Genomic DNA, 15,079 nt, shown 5'->3' with positions numbered 1-15,079 from the left:
GTCTTTGTGCGCCCGGGCGAACTGAGCTGCTGCCGGTTTCGTGGACACCGAGATAAGGTGTTTTTGGAACCGGAGGATGGAGATGCAACGACGGAAGTTCAGCCGCGAGTTTAAGCTCGAGGCGGTGAAGCTGGTACGGGAACGCGGGGTATCGGTGTCGCAAGCCGCCCGCGATCTGGACCTGCACGAGAACGTGCTGCGTAAATGGGTGCGGGAGCAACAGGCCGATCCGGGATCAGCGTTTCCCGGTCACGGCGTGATGAAGCCCGAGCAGCATGAGATTGAGCGGCTGCGCCGCGAGTTGGCCAGGATGAAGGCTGAGCGTGACATCTTAAAAAAAGCGGCGGCCTACTTCGCCAGGGACTCGATATGAGGTTCGAGTTCATCGCGAAGCACCGAGGGATCTGGCCGGTATCGTGGATCTGCGAAGCGCTCGGTGTTTCGCGCAGCGGCTTTCACGCCTGGCTGGTTCGTGCGCCCAGTGCCCGCGCCCGTAGCGACGAGGATCTCGGTGCCAGGGTTCGCGCCAGTTTTATCTCCAGCTACCGCACCTATGGTGCGCGCCGCGTCTGGCACGATCTTCTGGCCGAAGGCCTTTCATGTGGCTTGCATCGCATCGAGCGGCTGATGCGTGTGCACGGCCTGAAGGCGCGCCCGCGACGCCGTGGTCTACCCAAGGATAATGGCCTGCGGTCGGTCATTGCCGACAACGTGCTTGATCGCCAGTTCACCGCCGAAGCGCCGAACCAGAAGTGGATCGCAGACTTCACCTACATCTGGACCGCCGAAGGATGGCTGTATGTCGCCGCCGTCATCGACCTGTTTTCGCGGCGCGTTGTCGGTTGGTCGATGAGCGGCAGCATGACCGCCCAGCTCGTGACCGACGCGCTGATGATGGCGATCTGGCGACGCGGAAAGCCCGACGCATTGCTGCATCATTCGGATCAGGGCAGCCAATACACGAGCGAGCAGTTCCAGCGGTTGATGGCCGACAATGGCGTTACCTGCTCGATGAGCCGATCGGGCAACGTCTGGGACAACGCGGCGATGGAGAGCTTCTTCTCGTCGATGAAGACCGAACGGATCGGCCGGAAGACATATCGCACGCGCAATCACGCGAAGGCCGACGTTTTCGATTAGATCGAGCGCTTCTACAACCCGACACGCAGGCACTCGACCTTGGGCTATCTCAGCCCCATGGACTTCGAGCGGCAGGCGCAGGTAGCTTAACCTCGTGTCTATCAAACCGGCAGCAGCTCATCAATCGGACCGTCGGCTCTACTCATAGGTGGAGGAAGGTCGGGGCTAAGGCCACAGACATTGCCGTTCAACCGATCTCTAATGCGCGGTCGTCCCATTTCTTCATCTCCGCTGCGCCATTTCGGGAAACACAATCAGGAACAGCTTTCGGGAAAGCCAACCCTGTCACGGGATGCCAGCGCATGCAGTCACCAGCTGGCCCGCGTCATGTTCCCAATCGGGAAGCCGCCGCTACGCTAGTAGCGAGAACGAGTTGCCGAAATTGTGCAGTAGGACCGGCAGGAGCAGGCTCCCTGTCCGCAGGCGCAGCCAAACGGCGATGAACGATGGAATTGCCGTCAGGGCCATTGTCATAGGGTCGAAGGAGAAGCTGCCGCGCGAGAAGCCGAACGCGTGCGCCATTCCGAACAAGAAGCATGATAGCACAGCACCCCAACCCCAATCGACACCGAGCATCCGCTTCCTGCCGGTGAAAGCCTGATCCAGCGCGAACAGGAGGATGCCCCGGTAAAAGGGTTCTTCCTCCAGACCCGGCATAGTCAACTGGAAAGCGATTTCCTCCCCACTGGATCGGCCGTCCGGGAAGGCCAATGCGGTCACGGCGAAGAAGGCGCAGTAGAGCGCCGCGACTGGCAACGCGGCCTTCAGACTTCCGGACTCTTGCGTGATTGTCAGACCCGTACGACGAAACCCGAATGCCGGCGACGCGGCCATGGCGAGAGTGGCTGCTAACGCCAGGAGCTTGCCTTGCCAGTTCCACTCTCCGCCGATCAGATCAGGCAGCGATCCGTAGGCGCGGGTAAGAAGCGCGTCGTTGATCGCCACCAGCAGCGCCGCGATCAGCAGCCAGCGCGGAGAGAAGCGCTTCCGGTCGGTGCATCCCAACACCACCCCCAAGACGAGGAGAAGCGCCAGCGTTCCCCCCAAGCCGATCAGTCCGTTCACGCGCCCACCTTCATCCTATGTAGCGAGAGCGTGCAACTCTACCCAGGGTGCGACGGCTTGCCCTCTCAAAACCGGGCATTTCGCTCATCAAAACCCGGCTTTCGCCAAGTGCGCGCCGTTTGGTTGCTCCTGACGTGCAGCGGTTCGGTAGTCGCTGGGGGTGCGCCCTTCGATTGCTTTGAAGGCACGGTTGAAGCTGGCGAGCGAGGCAAAGCCGCTGTCCAGCGCGACTGTGATCAGCTTATCATCCCGATCTCGATCACCCAGCAATCGACGTGCCTCCGCTACCCGGTAGTGGTTCAGAAAGGTACGGAAATGATCGTAGCCCAGCTCGTGATTGATGAGCGTCCGCACAGTGCGTTCGGGCGCGCCCATCCTCTCGGCAAAAGCGGAGAAGGTCAGTTCAGGATCGAGGAACACCCGCTCGGTTTCCATCAGGCCGGACAATCGGCGATGCAATTCGCTGTCATGCCGGAGGTCGGATTGCGGTGCTGGTTCCGCCAGCAGCGGCGGTTCCGCGGCCACACCGAAGGTCAGCACGTCGGCACGCACGGTCAGCAGCCTGCCGGCGAGCCAAAGGCCGAAGGCGAGCGCCATCGCGTTCTGCGTCATGGCGAACGCGAGTGGACGCCATGCGAAGCCGAACAGCGCATCGGCTGCCAAGTCGATGAATAGCATTCCGCCGAGCAGGACCGCGACCATGATCCGGGCGTCGTGACGTTGCTGAATCAGGTCGCCCTGACGTTCGGTCAGTAGGCGCCAGACCATATGGCCGACAATTGAGAAGCCCAAAGGGACCAGCAGCAACGACAGCCCTTTGCTCGCCAAAGCATCGCCGAGCAGCCCGCGATCCGCTGCGGCGATGGCGACCCAGGCCAAACCGACGCCCAACACGGCCCCTCTCAATCTGAACCGGCTATCAAAGCACGACAGGCAGAACCACCATAGGAAGACGACCGCGAAACCACTCACGGTGTGAGCAATGGCACCGACGATTCCGGTCGGGGCTAGCGCGGCGATCGGCGTGTTGCCGATGACGAAGCCAGAGAGGCAGAGCGTTAGGGGTGCAAACAGCGCCGCAGGCAGGCCAACCCGGCGACGCGCGCTGAACAGGAGCCATGCCAGCAGGAGGATCGTGCCGACAGCACCCGCCCGGATCGCGGCGTCAAGTTGGCCAATGTTCATGCCGTCACGATAAGAAAGGGTGCGGCACCAAGCCACCTCGCCCATCCATAGCCGACTCGTCCACGGTCTTCTCATCAGCGGTGAGTTTCGAGAACGTATTTCTGTTCCCGTTTTTTTTTTGATCCTATCCGGGACGCTGGCGCACGGCAACTCCCGGGCGATACCGCCGTTCGGCGAGGCATCTGTGGATGGCAGAAAAGTCCCAATTCCAATCGCCGGCCGGTCGAAAGCCTCACAATTCAACCGGGAGCGAGATCACAAACGAGGCGCCCGCCGCGTACGCCGCATCAAAGTCGATGTTCCCACGATTGGCGTCGAGCAGCGAGCGCAGGATTGGCAGGCCAAGGCCGGTACCACCATCCGAGCGGCGCGTGGTGAAGAACGGCTCAAAGATGCGATGGCAATCTCCCAAAGGCACCCCTGGACCATCGTCCGTCACGGTCACTTTAACACCCGCAGGCGCTGATCGGGCTACGAGCGTCACCTGCGTGGCGCCTGCCTGCTTGCTGTTTTCGATCAACCCCACCAGCACCGCTTCCAGCACGTTGGAGGGCATCGCGACCAGCGGCACAGGCTGCTCCGAGATGTGGACAGCAAACCCAGCGCCCTCGTGCCCATAGGCGTCAGCGATGCAGCGCATCACATGGAGCACATCGGTTCGAGCCCCCTCCTCTGCCGTCGCCATGTCTGCACGCGCGAGATCGAGCAGCCGGCTGACGAGCAGATTGAGCCTGCCTGCGTCGCCGGCGATGTTGGCGAGGAAGCGCTCGCGATCCGCGGCGGCCATGTCGCCATGGTCCTGCAGCAGTTCGACTGCGCCTCGGATGCCCGCCAGCGGCGTCTTGAATTCGTGGCTGACAGCATGTGCGAAGTCGCGCAGATATCGCGAGCGCCGCTCGATCGCCTCGGCCATGCTGCCGAAGTCGCGGTACAGCGCCTGGATCTCGATCGCGGCGGTCGTGGGCGCCTCCGGCACAGTGCCGCCGCCCTTCGCGACCGCCCGGGTCGCCTCGCCCAGCGCCTCCACCGGCCGCACGATGCCGCGCGACAGCAGGCCGCTCAGTACCACCAGCGTGGCGAAGATCACGACGATGCCGAACAGGATCTTGCCGCGATCCTCATAGATGCCGACGAACAACACGCGCGGCGAGCGCGCCAGCAGCAGCACCCCGACCACCCGGCCGTCAACGACGATCGGCCGCGCATGGTGGAGGCGCAGGTCGGAGGCACGGCTCAGCCACTCGAGCGCATAGTGCGGCCGGTAGGCGCCGTTGCGGCGCAGCGTCGTCACCGCGCGACCGGCGAGCGCCGCCTGCAGTTCCGGCATCGCGCCATAGGCCAGACGCACATCGCCGCCTGCAAGAATGCGCCCCTGCGGGTCGAGTAACTGGATCGACGCGAGCGTCGTGTTTGCCGTCGCACGGAGGACCGGGGCTAAGCGCATTGCCCAAGCACGCGTCTTAGGATCGACTCCGCCTGGTCGGGAGACGGCTGCCGGGCGCTCAGGAAGGACCGTTGTCAGGCGCAGATCAAGCGTAGACGCGCTGGGCATGGTGCCCATGCTCGCCGGCATCCCGTGCGCACCCGGCCACTCGGCCGCGCCCGCCGCTGCCAGTGCCGCGCTCTGCGCGATCAGCGCGGCCTCGGTCTGGCGCAGCAGGCTGTTCTCATAGACCCGCAGGAACAGCGCGCCGAAGCCCGGCAAGGCCGTCACGAACACGAAGGTCAGCAGCAGGATCGTGCGGAGCCGCAGGCGCGGCCAATGGCGCCGCACGACGGCTTTGAACCGCTCGATCACCCCGCCCCGCAGGTGCCGAGCCGATAGCCGATACCGGCGCGGGTCTCGATCACGTCCTCCGCGCCGATCCGCGCGAACTTGCCCCGCAGGTTGCGGATGTGGCTGTCGATTGTGCGATCGGTGATTGCGAAGCCCGGCCCATGGAGCCGGTCAATGATCGCATCGCGGCTGAACACCTTGGACGGCATCGCCGCCAGCGTGCGCAGGATGCCAAACTCGGTGACGGTGAGCGGCACCGCCTCCCCTGCCCAGCTCGCCTGCCAGCCATCGGGGTCGAGCGTCAGGCGTCCATGCTGGAGCGGCCCCGCCGCCGCGGCGACGTCCGGCGGGCGGCTGCCCACCCGCCGCAGGATCGCCATCACCCGCGCCACCACTTCGCGCGGCGAGAAGGGCTTCACGACATAGTCGTCCGCGCCGAGCTCGATACCGAGGACGCGATCGATCTCGTCGTCCCGGCTCGACAGGAACAGGATCGGCAGATCGCCACCGGCTCGCAGCCGCCGGCAGACCTCGATCCCATCCATGCGCGGCATGTTGATGTCGAGCACAATCAGGTCCGGCGCGTGGGACGCGACAGCGGCCAGCGCCGCCTCGCCGTCCTCGGCCTCGATCGCATCGAGCCCGGCCTTGGCCAGCGCGAACGCCAGCAGTTGGCGGATATGCGGATCATCGTCCGCGACCAGGATCGTACGAGGCATGGGGCACTGGATCATGGCGCGCGCCTCCCCCGTCAAGATTGGACTTGCGGGGAACTGATGCTGCCGTCGCACCAGTCCCGGCTGTAATTGGCAGGCAGCGGGCGTGGCGCCCCCGGTCCGACGATCGCCCGAGCCGCCGCCAAGCGACGCGCGCCATGCCATGTCCAGTACCGCCCGTCCGCCTGCCGCGTCTCGAGATCCCTTAGGAGATCGGCGCGCACATAGCGCACGCGGTCCAGCGTCTCGGCGTCCATCGGCCGGCGTTCCAGCGCGAGCAGCGGCAGCAGGGCACTGTCCCCGCCCCTGTGCAGATAGCAGAGATCGATCTTCGCAGGATCGGCGGCCTGCACGTTCCAACGGGCCGCGATCGCTTCGATGTCGACGAAACAGCAGGCGGTCAGCACGACACCGGCAGCCAGCGCGTTGCAGTTGATCAGCCAGCGCGCGCTGCGCCCGCGTAGGATGCGCCAGCAGATCAGCACCAGGCCGAGCGCAACCAGCGCCATCCACAGCAGCGCCGCGATCCGCCAGGAAGTGAGCATCGATTCCTGGATATACTGCACCGTCCGCAGCGCGCTGGAGGCGACGAGCACCAGGTTCTGCGCCACCCAAAGGGCTACCAGCCGTCGCGCCCAGGGATCGCGCTCGCTCGCACTGCCGGGCCGCAGCATGGCGAGCGCCATCGCGCCGGCGATCAGCGCCGTGACGATCAGCGGATAGGCACCACGATGCACATATTCCGTCCGGGTCATGCCATCGGGCAGCGCGCCTCCGCTCCACAGGAAAGCGATGTCTAGGGCATTCTGCACCGCGAAGATCAGGTTGAAGAGCGCGAGGGCGATCAGCACCGAAGGCAGCGACGTGCCGGGAAGGATCGGCTCCAGATCGGGCACGCGTCGGGCGATGCGCAGCGCGAGCGTGCCGGGACGCAGCATCGGCCAGACGCAGCAGGCAACGAAGGTCCAGAGCGCGAGCTGCCACAGGCTGGGCAGCTGGATGGAGGCGAAGGCATGCTCGATCAGCGGGTTCGCCGCCGCGAAGAGGATCAGGAAGACGATGCCGCCGAGCAGCGGCAGGGCCAGCGTCGTCGCGAGCAGGCGCGGAGAAGCGCCGACGCCCCGTCGTTGCCCGGCGACACGACGCAGGTCCGTGAAGGGCCGCAGGAAACCGGTAGCGCCGTGGAGGAACAGGCGGACACCCCAATGCCAGGCGTCGTCGAAACGCCCGACCCTAGGCGCCAGCGCGGCGAATGCGATCGCGCACCAGAACATCGACCAGGCCAGCCCCCCTGGCTCGTCGAACAGCGAAGCCGCGAAAAGCGCCGCCAGCGCGAGCGCCGGCCAGGCGGATCGCGCCCTGCCGATGTCCGGTCGGGTGGCGACGATAGCGAGCAGCCAGGCGCCGGCGAACACACCCACTCCCGCCCCGCCGAAGCTGTCGGCGAAAAGCCTGTCGAACAGGATGATCAGGGCCAAGGCGGCACCGGCCTTGCGGACGAAACTGAAGCGCACTTGTTGCTCCCTCTTGCACAGGAGCAGCGTGGATAGGCGATGCTGGTCGATCGCTTGCGCTGGCGCTGAGGAACTTCGTGGGAGTGTCTGTGCAGAGCCGGTGCAGATTGCTGCCGTCGCTACCGTAGCGGCTGCGACCCTCGCAGAGCAGATCAACGCCGACCGCGGTCTACCGCCAGTCCCCGCCAGCGCGAGGCGGAGAGCCGGTTGTTTGCGTCCGCTCGTGGGTGATCAATAGCTGCACTGAATGCGTAAAAGTGGGCGCACCTCCGATGTAGGCCCATTGAGCGCAAACTGCATAGATTGGTGGCCACCTATTACCGGTCGGGGGAAGTAGACCATCCCTCGCTATTTCTCGAAACTGCATTTCTGTAGGTAGATTTGCTATCTCTCGGAAAGCGAATCGCTCAACGCGACGCTGAAATCAGCAGCGAGTTTGGAATCGAACCCAACAAGATTTTCCAAGTGGCGGCACCTCGCACGGTATATAGAATGACGGTATCAGCATAAATATTTGAATTATAATTCCATTTTCGCACAGTTCGATTCCTGCAACCGACATCACGAAATCCGCTCGGCTTAACAAGGGCAAGGGCATGGCTGGATCGCCCTGGCGCCCCCGCCGGAAATCAGATGCCGCGCTGGCTATTGGCTGCGATCGGGCTGCTATGGACAAGCGAGACCGTCCGAACGCGCTCATCCGCCTCGTCGGTGATCGTCACCACCAGTTGTTTGCTGCTCGCGTCATCTGCGCCGGTAAGCATATAGCCGGCGCCCGTATCCGCTTCGGCCTGGATGGCAATGCCGTTGGCGGCAAAGCTCTTTTTGTAGAATGCGACGATATCGGCGGCGCTGGCATCGCTTGTATAGGTGACGGTCCCCGCACGCTGCCCGGCATCGTTCATCTTCAGGTGGCTGATCACCTTGCCGCCCGGATAGATTTGCGCGAACGCCGGCAGGTCGGCGACCGAGATCGGGCGGCCAGCCGCAGCCCCCGCCACCGAAGCCAGCGTACCGACCTTGTCGGCGGCCGATGCTTCTTGCGGATCGCCGCCGCCGCATCCGGCTGCCATCGAGCAGCAGGCCAGCGCCGCCGCGCGCAGAACGGTAAAACGAAGCGTCATTGCAGATCCCCCTTGGCCCGCCCTCGCCCGGGCGGCTCGCAGCCTTAGCGTTAGGGATGTGCAATCCCGCCTGTCCCGCCGGATGCGACCGAGAATCGACAATTGCGACGGCTCGTTCCAGCCGCCCGCTTCGATCGATCGTGCTGCGCTTGTGAAACCATCGCCCATGAACCATTAGCATTGGATGGAACACCATCTGCCCGAGGCGCCGGCGCTCAATCGCATCCAGCAAAACTGGCTGGCCACCAAAGAGCGCCGACTGCTCACCTGGCTTTGCGGGATCATGCCGCCCTCGATCACGCCGGACCGGCTGACAGCCATCGGCATGGCCGGCGCCGCCCTTGTTTTCATCGGCTATGTCGGCAGCAACCTTGCGACATGGTGGTTGTGGGTCGCGATGATGGGATACGCGGTCCAGTGGTTCGGCGACTCGCTCGACGGCAGCCTCGCGCGCTTTCGCAAGATCGAGCGGCCCTCCTATGGCTACTTCCTCGATCACAGCTGCGATGGCGTCGCCAATCTGCTGATTGTCGCCGGGATCGGTCTGTCGCCCTTTGTCGACATGACGGTCGCGATGATCGCGCTCGCCGGCTATTTCCTGATGTGCATGCACACCTTCCTCAGCGCGAAGGTAACGGGCGAGTTGCGGCTCTCCTATTCGCTGGCGGGTCCAACCGAGCTGCGGCTGGCGCTGATGTTGCTGACGATCGCGATGATGTTCGACGATCCGGAACGCGATCTGATCGGCAGCGTGTCCGGCTTCGACATCACGATCGGCACGATCGGCGGATCGCTGATCCTTCTGTTCATCGTCCAGACCTTCATCGTCGCGCGGCGTCTGCGGTCCGATTGCTGATACCGGCCGTCGCAGCACCCGGCATCAATCGCGGCTGTGCACCGCCACCCGCGTCATCGCCAGCGCCGCCAGCAGCAGCGTCGCCGCCGCGAATGCCATCGTCCAGATCGGCTCGCCGGGGAAGAACCGCTTCATGATCGATCCCATCACCGTCGCGACCAGCAGCTGCGGCACCACGACGAAGACGTTGAACAGCCCCATATAGATGCCCAGCTTCGCCTGCGGCAGGCTCGACGCCAGGATCGCATAGGGCATGGCGAGGATCGACGCCCAAGCGATGCCGATGCCGATCTCGCTGGCGATCAGCCAGGCGGGATCGCGCACCACGAAGAAGCTGGCGAACCCCGCCGCGCCGCACAGCAGCCCGAAGATGTGCGTGCGCGCCTTGCCGAACCGCGCCGAAAGCATCGGCAACAGCGTCAGCGCGGCAATCGCGGCCACGCCGTTATAGGTGGCGAACAGCACGTCGACCCAGTTCGCGCCGGTCTGATAGCCGGCGCTTGCCGGATCGGGCGATCCGTAAAAAGTGCCGGCGACGATCGGCGTGGTGTTGATCCACATGATGAACAGTGCCGACCAGCTGAAGAACTGCGCCACCGCCAGCCGCTTCATCAGCACCGGCATGCCGGCAAAGTCGCCGACGATATGGCCCAGCATGCTTGGCCGGCCCGCCTGCGCCCGCAGGATCGCCACGCCCTGCGCAACGCCGTACGCGATCAGCAGGCCGCCCAGCAGATAGACCTCCTTTTCGAGCGCGAACCGGGCGACGGCCGCGACCACCAGCGCGCCCGCGACGATCCACGGCAGCCCCGCTGCCGGATGCCGGCCGGCCAGCAGCCGGATCGCCGCGCCCTCGTCGGCCGTGCTGGCCGCGCCGTCGAATGCCGCCATTTCGGCCGGGCTGTATTCGCGCGTCGTCAGCACCGTCCACAGCACCGCGCCGAACAGCGCCGCGCCGCCGAACCAGAAGGCATAGCGCACCGTATCGGGCACGCCCCCCGCCACCGCAGCGTTGGAGACGCCCAGATGCTCGAGCGCCCAGGGAAAGATCGATCCCAGCACCGCGCCCATGCCGATGAACGCCGTCTGCACCGCATAACCGGCGCTGTGCTGGTCCTTGCGCAGCATGTCGCCGACGAACGCACGGAACGGCTCCATCGAGACGTTGAGCGAAGCATCGAGCACCCAGAGCAGCCCCGCCGCGAACCACAAGGCCGGGCTTTCCGGCATCAGCAGCAATGCCAGCGCCGCCAGGATCGCACCGCCCAGAAAATAGGGCCGGCGCCGCCCCAGCCGCCCCAGCCAGGTGCGGTCGCTCAGATGGCCGATGATCGGCTGCACCAGCAGCCCGGTCAGCGGCGCCGCCACCCACAGCGCCGGCAGATCGTCCAGATTGGTGCCCAGCGACTGGAAGATGCGGCTCATGTTCGCGTTCTGGAGCGCGAAGCCGATCTGGATGCCGAAAAAGCCGAAGCTGATGTTCCACAGCCCGGCAAAGGACTGGCGCGGCTTTTCCTGGCTCATGCGCCGCACGACTGGCGCACGATCAGCCGAGTGGGCAGCAGCAACGGTCGCACCGGCTCCTCCCGGATGCGCCCGATCAGCGTCTCCACCAGCATCCGGCCCGCCAGCCGCGCGTCCTGCATCACCGTGGTCAGCGGCGGGCTCGCCGAACTCGCGGCGGGAATATCGTCGAAACCGATCATCGAAACATCCTCTGGAATGCGCTTGCCCGCGGCCTGGAGCACCCGCATCGCGCCGATCGCGATCAGGTCGCTCGCCGCCAGGATCGCGTCGAAATCGGCGCCGCTGTCGAGCAGCGCCTGCGCTGCGGCCGCCCCGGATTCCTCCGTGGTGATCGCGTCGATCTGGCGTTCGGGGCACAGTTCGGCGCCCGCCGCCGCCAGCGCCTCGGCATGGCCGCGATAGCGCTCCTGAAACTCGGGATAATGGCTCGTTGCCGTACCCAGAAATGCAATGTTGCGTCGTCCCTGCGCCAGCAGGTGCCGGGTCGCCTCGGCGCCGCCGCCGCGATTGTCGCAGCCGATGGTTAGCCCGGCGCCCTCGCTCTGCGCCGATCCCCAGCGAACGAAATGCGTGCCCGCCGCCTCCAGCGCGCGCAGCCGCTCGCGATAGAGTTCGTAATCGCCATAGCCGAGCAGGATCAGCCCGTCGGCCTTGCGCGCATCCTCGTAATCGGTGTGCCAGTCGCTCGAAAGTTGCTGGAAACTGATCAGCAGATCATGGTTGCGCTCTGCACAGCTTCGGATGATCGAACCCAGCATCGACAAGAAGAACGGATTGATCAACGAATCGTCCGGCGTCGGATCTTCGAAGAACAACAGTGCGAGCGTCTGTGAATGGCGGGTACGCAGGTTCGATGCCGCCTTGTCGACACGATAGTTCAACTGCTTGGCGATCGTCTCGATCCGCAGCCGCGTCGCCGGATTGACCCCGGCTTCGCCGCGCAGCGCGCGCGACACGGTGGGCTGGGACACCCCCGCAAGCTGCGCGATATCGAACGATGTCGGCTTCCGCTGGATGCCCATCTCCTCTCCTCCGGCGCGCCGGCGGTTGATCGCCGCGTCGCATAATATGCAATCGAGCAAGTCGCGGGGCGCGTCAATCGGCCGATGGTGCCGAAAAGCCATAGTCGCCCCGGATCGTCGCTGAATACGTATGTGAGCCGCTGGTCGGCATACCCCGTTTTGGAAGAAAAGATGCAGCACCGCGCAGACGCGCCGAACCATGCAACAGCATCGCAACCGGCCGGGACGAGCCGGGACAGAGACATAATTGGGGAGAGAATAGTTGCTGACCACGCTTCGCGGCCGTCGCGCCGCCCGCATCGCATTCGGTGCCAGCGCCGCTGCGATCGCCTTCGCCGCCTTCACGCCCGCCGCCTGGGCGCAGGACGCGACCACCACCGAGACGACCACGCAGGATGAGGACCAGAACGACGCGATCGTCGTCACCGGCTTCCGCGCCAGCCTCGAAAGCGCCGTCACCGCCAAGAAATCGCGTGACCAGGTGGTCGAATCGATCTCGGCCGAAGACATCGGCAAGCTGCCCGATGCGTCGATCGCGGAATCGATCGCCCGCCTGCCCGGCCTCACCTCACAGCGCGTCAACGGCCGCTCGAACGCGATCTCGATCCGCGGCTTCGCGCCCGACTTCTCGACGACGCTGCTCAACGGCCGCGAACAGACCTCCACCGGCGACAATCGCGCGGTCGAATATGATCAATATCCGTCCGAAATCATCAGCCAGGTGCTGGTGTACAAGACGCCGATGGCCTCGATCGTCGGTCAGGGCCTGTCCGGCACGGTCGATCTGCGCACCGTCCGCCCGCTCGAATATGGCCGCCGCGCGATCAGCATCGGCGGGCGCGGCACCTGGGCCGATATCGGCAAGCTCAACGTCGGCTCGAAGGAATATGGCTGGCGCGTCAACGGCACCTATATCGATCAGTTCGCCAACGACACGATCGGCATCGCGGTGTCGGCCAGCTATCTGGACGAGCCCTATCAGATCAAGGAATTCAACGCCTGGGGCTATCCCACCGTGGATATCAACGACGATCGCTATGGCACCGGCCCCGCCAATGCCCGCGTCGCCCGCCCGGGCTATGAGGATGTGGTCGGCGCAGCGGTGCTCGGCGGCTCCAAATCCTATGTGACCTCCACCGAGCTCAAGCGCCTCGGCCTTCAGGGCACGCTCGAATGGCGGCCCGCGCCCGAATTCACGACGACGCTCGACGGCTTCTTCTCGGACTTCAAGGACGATCAGATCAAGCGCGGCATCGAACTGCCGCTCTATTGGGGCAGCGGCACGCTCCAGCCGGGCGCCACCGTCACCAACGGCATGGTGACGAACGGCAGCTTCACCGGCGTCGAGGGCGTCGTCCGCAACGATGCGTTCCAGCGCCACGCCAAGCTCTACGCATTCGGCTGGAACGGCAAATATGAAGGCGATGACGGCTGGAACGTCATGGCCGATGTCAGCCTGTCGAAAACCGATCGCAACGAACTCGTGCTCGAAACCTATGCCGGCACCGCGCGCGGCGCAGGCACCGGCGCCACCGACACGATCGGCTTCCGGCCGAGCGACAACGGCTATTCCTTCACCCACCAGCTCGATTACGGCGATTATGACCTCATCAAGCTCACCGGCCCGCTCGGCTGGGGCGGCGATCAGATCGCGGAGGACGGCACCCGCATCCTCAACGGCCAGGACGGCTATTACAACAACCGCCTGATCAAGGACGAGCTGTGGCAGTACCGGCTCGAGATCGAGCGCGAGCTTGACGGCTTCCTCAAGGCCGCGAAGTTCGGGATGAACTATACCAACCGGTCGAAGTCGCTGACCCCGGACGAGGCGTTCATCGGCCTGGTCGCCAACACCGATGGCGCCACCGATGTGCCCGTGCCCGCCGATGCCCGGCTCGGCACCACCGATCTCACCTATCTCGGGCTCGGCCCGCTGATCAGCTACGATCCGGTCGCGCTGCTCAATTCGGGCATCTATCGCCGCGTCCGCAATCCCTATGGCGACGTCGTCGTGAAGTCCTATTCGATCCGCGAAAAGCAGATGACCGGCTATCTCCAGGCCGACATCGATCAGGAAATCGGCAGCAACCAGCTCACCGGCAATATCGGCGTGCAGGCGGTGTTCACCGATCAGAATTCGAACGGCGCGACCGCGATCTTCCTCGGCACCAACGCCAATGGGTCGCCGGACATCGGCGCGGAGCTTCGCCGGTCGAGCGTCGACTATGTCGATGTGCTGCCCAGCCTCAACCTGTCGCTGCGCACCGCCGGCGATTTCGTGATCCGCTTCAGCGCCGCGCGTGAGATCGTCCGGCCGCGGCTCGACGATATGCGCGCCAGCCTCAGCTATGGCTATCAGATCACCACCGTGCCGGGCGTCGGCGACGTCGCCTTCGCCACCGGCAGCAGCGGCAATCCCCGGCTGCGGCCGTGGCGCGCCAATGCCGTCGACCTGACGTTCGAGAAGTATTTCGGCCGTCAGGGCTATCTGGCCGCGCAGTTCTTCTACAAGGATCTGCTCAGCTACGTGTACAATCAGGACCAGGAAGTCCCCTCGACCAGCCTGGCGCTGTCCAATCCGGGCAATGGCGTGCTGATCGCGCCGACCGCGATCATCAACGTGCCGATCAACGGCAGCGGCGGCAATCTCTATGGCGTCGAACTGGCGGGCACCGTGCCGCTCGGCGAATTCGTCGGCGCGCTCGACGGCTTCGGCGTGACGGGCGGCGTCTCCTATACCGAAACCAGCATCTCGCCGACGCCCGGCGCCCCGGCAGAGGATATTCCCGGCTATTCGAAATGGGTCGCCAACGGCACCGCCTATTTCGAGAAATGGGGTTTCTCGGCGCGCGGCAGCGTGCGCTATCGCTCGACCTTCGTGGGCGAGGTGTCGGGCTTCGGTGCCGCGCGCACCCGGCGCCGCGCCGCGCCCGAGACGATCGTCGACGCCCAGATCGGCTATGACTTCGCCGAAGGCAGCGCGCTCAAGGGCCTGTCGCTGTTCATCCAGGGCCAGAACCTCACCGACGAGCCGTTCGTCACCTATAATCCGAACCAGCCGGATCAGGTGATCGACTATCAGCGCTATGGGCGCCGCTTCCTTGCCGGCGGCAGCTTCAAGTTCTGACGCTCGACCCTCTAGGGGCGCCGGGG

Annotated in this window: 10 protein-coding genes and 1 pseudogene; 3 read left to right on the top strand and 8 right to left on the bottom strand. The window is 65.0% G+C overall.

Annotated features, from left to right (window positions below; all coding sequences use genetic code 11):
• Positions 1-82 precede the first annotated feature (82 nt).
• Positions 83-1,230, top strand: a pseudogene (locus ACX40Y_RS14650) (IS3 family transposase).
• Between the two features lie 261 nt (positions 1,231-1,491).
• Here the strand turns inward: ACX40Y_RS14650 and ACX40Y_RS14645 are convergent.
• From ACX40Y_RS14645 to ACX40Y_RS14620, 6 genes are all read right to left on the bottom strand, one after another.
• Complete coding sequence (locus ACX40Y_RS14645; RefSeq protein WP_459120306.1) at positions 1,492-2,205, bottom strand: CPBP family intramembrane glutamic endopeptidase, BDIM_20840 family; 714 nt, start codon at positions 2,203-2,205, stop codon at positions 1,492-1,494.
• Positions 2,206-2,292: 87 nt separating this feature from the next.
• Entirely contained in the window at positions 2,293-3,390 is a 1,098-nt protein-coding gene (locus ACX40Y_RS14640; RefSeq protein ID WP_459120305.1) for a helix-turn-helix domain-containing protein, read from the bottom strand.
• Between the two features lie 232 nt (positions 3,391-3,622).
• On the bottom strand, positions 3,623-5,188 hold the full coding sequence (locus ACX40Y_RS14635; protein ID WP_459120304.1) for a sensor histidine kinase: 1,566 nt from the start codon (positions 5,186-5,188) through the stop codon (positions 3,623-3,625).
• On the bottom strand, positions 5,185-5,886 hold the full coding sequence (locus ACX40Y_RS14630; protein ID WP_459120303.1) for a response regulator transcription factor: 702 nt from the start codon (positions 5,884-5,886) through the stop codon (positions 5,185-5,187). Before ACX40Y_RS14630 ends, ACX40Y_RS14635 begins: the two co-directional genes overlap by 4 nt.
• A 32-nt stretch (positions 5,887-5,918) precedes the next feature.
• Positions 5,919-7,397, bottom strand: a complete 1,479-nt coding sequence (locus tag ACX40Y_RS14625) for a DUF4153 domain-containing protein (RefSeq protein WP_459120302.1) — start codon at positions 7,395-7,397, stop codon at positions 5,919-5,921.
• 629 nt (positions 7,398-8,026) lie between these two features.
• Positions 8,027-8,521, bottom strand: coding sequence for a hypothetical protein (locus ACX40Y_RS14620; RefSeq protein ID WP_459120301.1), 495 nt, complete (start codon positions 8,519-8,521; stop codon positions 8,027-8,029).
• Positions 8,522-8,705: 184 nt separating this feature from the next.
• Between ACX40Y_RS14620 and ACX40Y_RS14615 the strand changes: the two genes are divergently transcribed.
• Positions 8,706-9,377 (top strand): CDP-alcohol phosphatidyltransferase family protein, encoded by a 672-nt coding sequence (locus tag ACX40Y_RS14615; protein WP_459120300.1) that lies wholly within the window; start codon positions 8,706-8,708, stop codon positions 9,375-9,377.
• Positions 9,378-9,401: 24 nt separating this feature from the next.
• Here ACX40Y_RS14615 and ACX40Y_RS14610 read toward each other — a convergent pair whose 3' ends face one another.
• Together ACX40Y_RS14610 and ACX40Y_RS14605 are read right to left on the bottom strand one after the other, a co-directional pair.
• Positions 9,402-10,901: an MFS transporter gene (locus ACX40Y_RS14610; RefSeq protein ID WP_459120310.1), complete on the bottom strand. Its 1,500-nt coding sequence runs from the start codon at positions 10,899-10,901 to the stop codon at positions 9,402-9,404.
• Positions 10,898-11,926, bottom strand: a complete 1,029-nt coding sequence (locus ACX40Y_RS14605; protein ID WP_459120299.1) for a LacI family DNA-binding transcriptional regulator — start codon at positions 11,924-11,926, stop codon at positions 10,898-10,900. Before ACX40Y_RS14605 ends, ACX40Y_RS14610 begins: the two co-directional genes overlap by 4 nt.
• Positions 11,927-12,188: 262 nt before the next feature.
• On the opposite strand from ACX40Y_RS14605, the gene ACX40Y_RS14600 reads away from it, so the two are divergent.
• Complete coding sequence (locus tag ACX40Y_RS14600; protein WP_459120298.1) at positions 12,189-15,053, top strand: TonB-dependent receptor; 2,865 nt, start codon at positions 12,189-12,191, stop codon at positions 15,051-15,053.
• Positions 15,054-15,079: the final 26 nt, after the last annotated feature.

The organism is Sphingomonas sp. RS6 (assembly GCF_054489705.1).
This window is presented reverse-complemented; position numbering and strand designations above follow the sequence as displayed.

Excerpts from the sequence above, each read along its gene's own strand:
- ACX40Y_RS14640 (WP_459120305.1), bottom strand. The coding sequence starts at position 3,390 with ATGAACATTGGCCAACTTGACGCCGCGATCCGGGCGGGTGCTGTCGGC.
- ACX40Y_RS14630 (WP_459120303.1), bottom strand. The coding sequence starts at position 5,886 with ATGCCTCGTACGATCCTGGTCGCGGACGATGATCCGCATATCCGCCAA.
- ACX40Y_RS14620 (WP_459120301.1), bottom strand. The coding sequence starts at position 8,521 with ATGACGCTTCGTTTTACCGTTCTGCGCGCGGCGGCGCTGGCCTGCTGC.
- ACX40Y_RS14615 (WP_459120300.1), top strand. The coding sequence starts at position 8,706 with ATGGAACACCATCTGCCCGAGGCGCCGGCGCTCAATCGCATCCAGCAA.
- ACX40Y_RS14610 (WP_459120310.1), bottom strand. The coding sequence starts at position 10,901 with ATGAGCCAGGAAAAGCCGCGCCAGTCCTTTGCCGGGCTGTGGAACATC.
- ACX40Y_RS14605 (WP_459120299.1), bottom strand. The coding sequence starts at position 11,926 with ATGGGCATCCAGCGGAAGCCGACATCGTTCGATATCGCGCAGCTTGCG.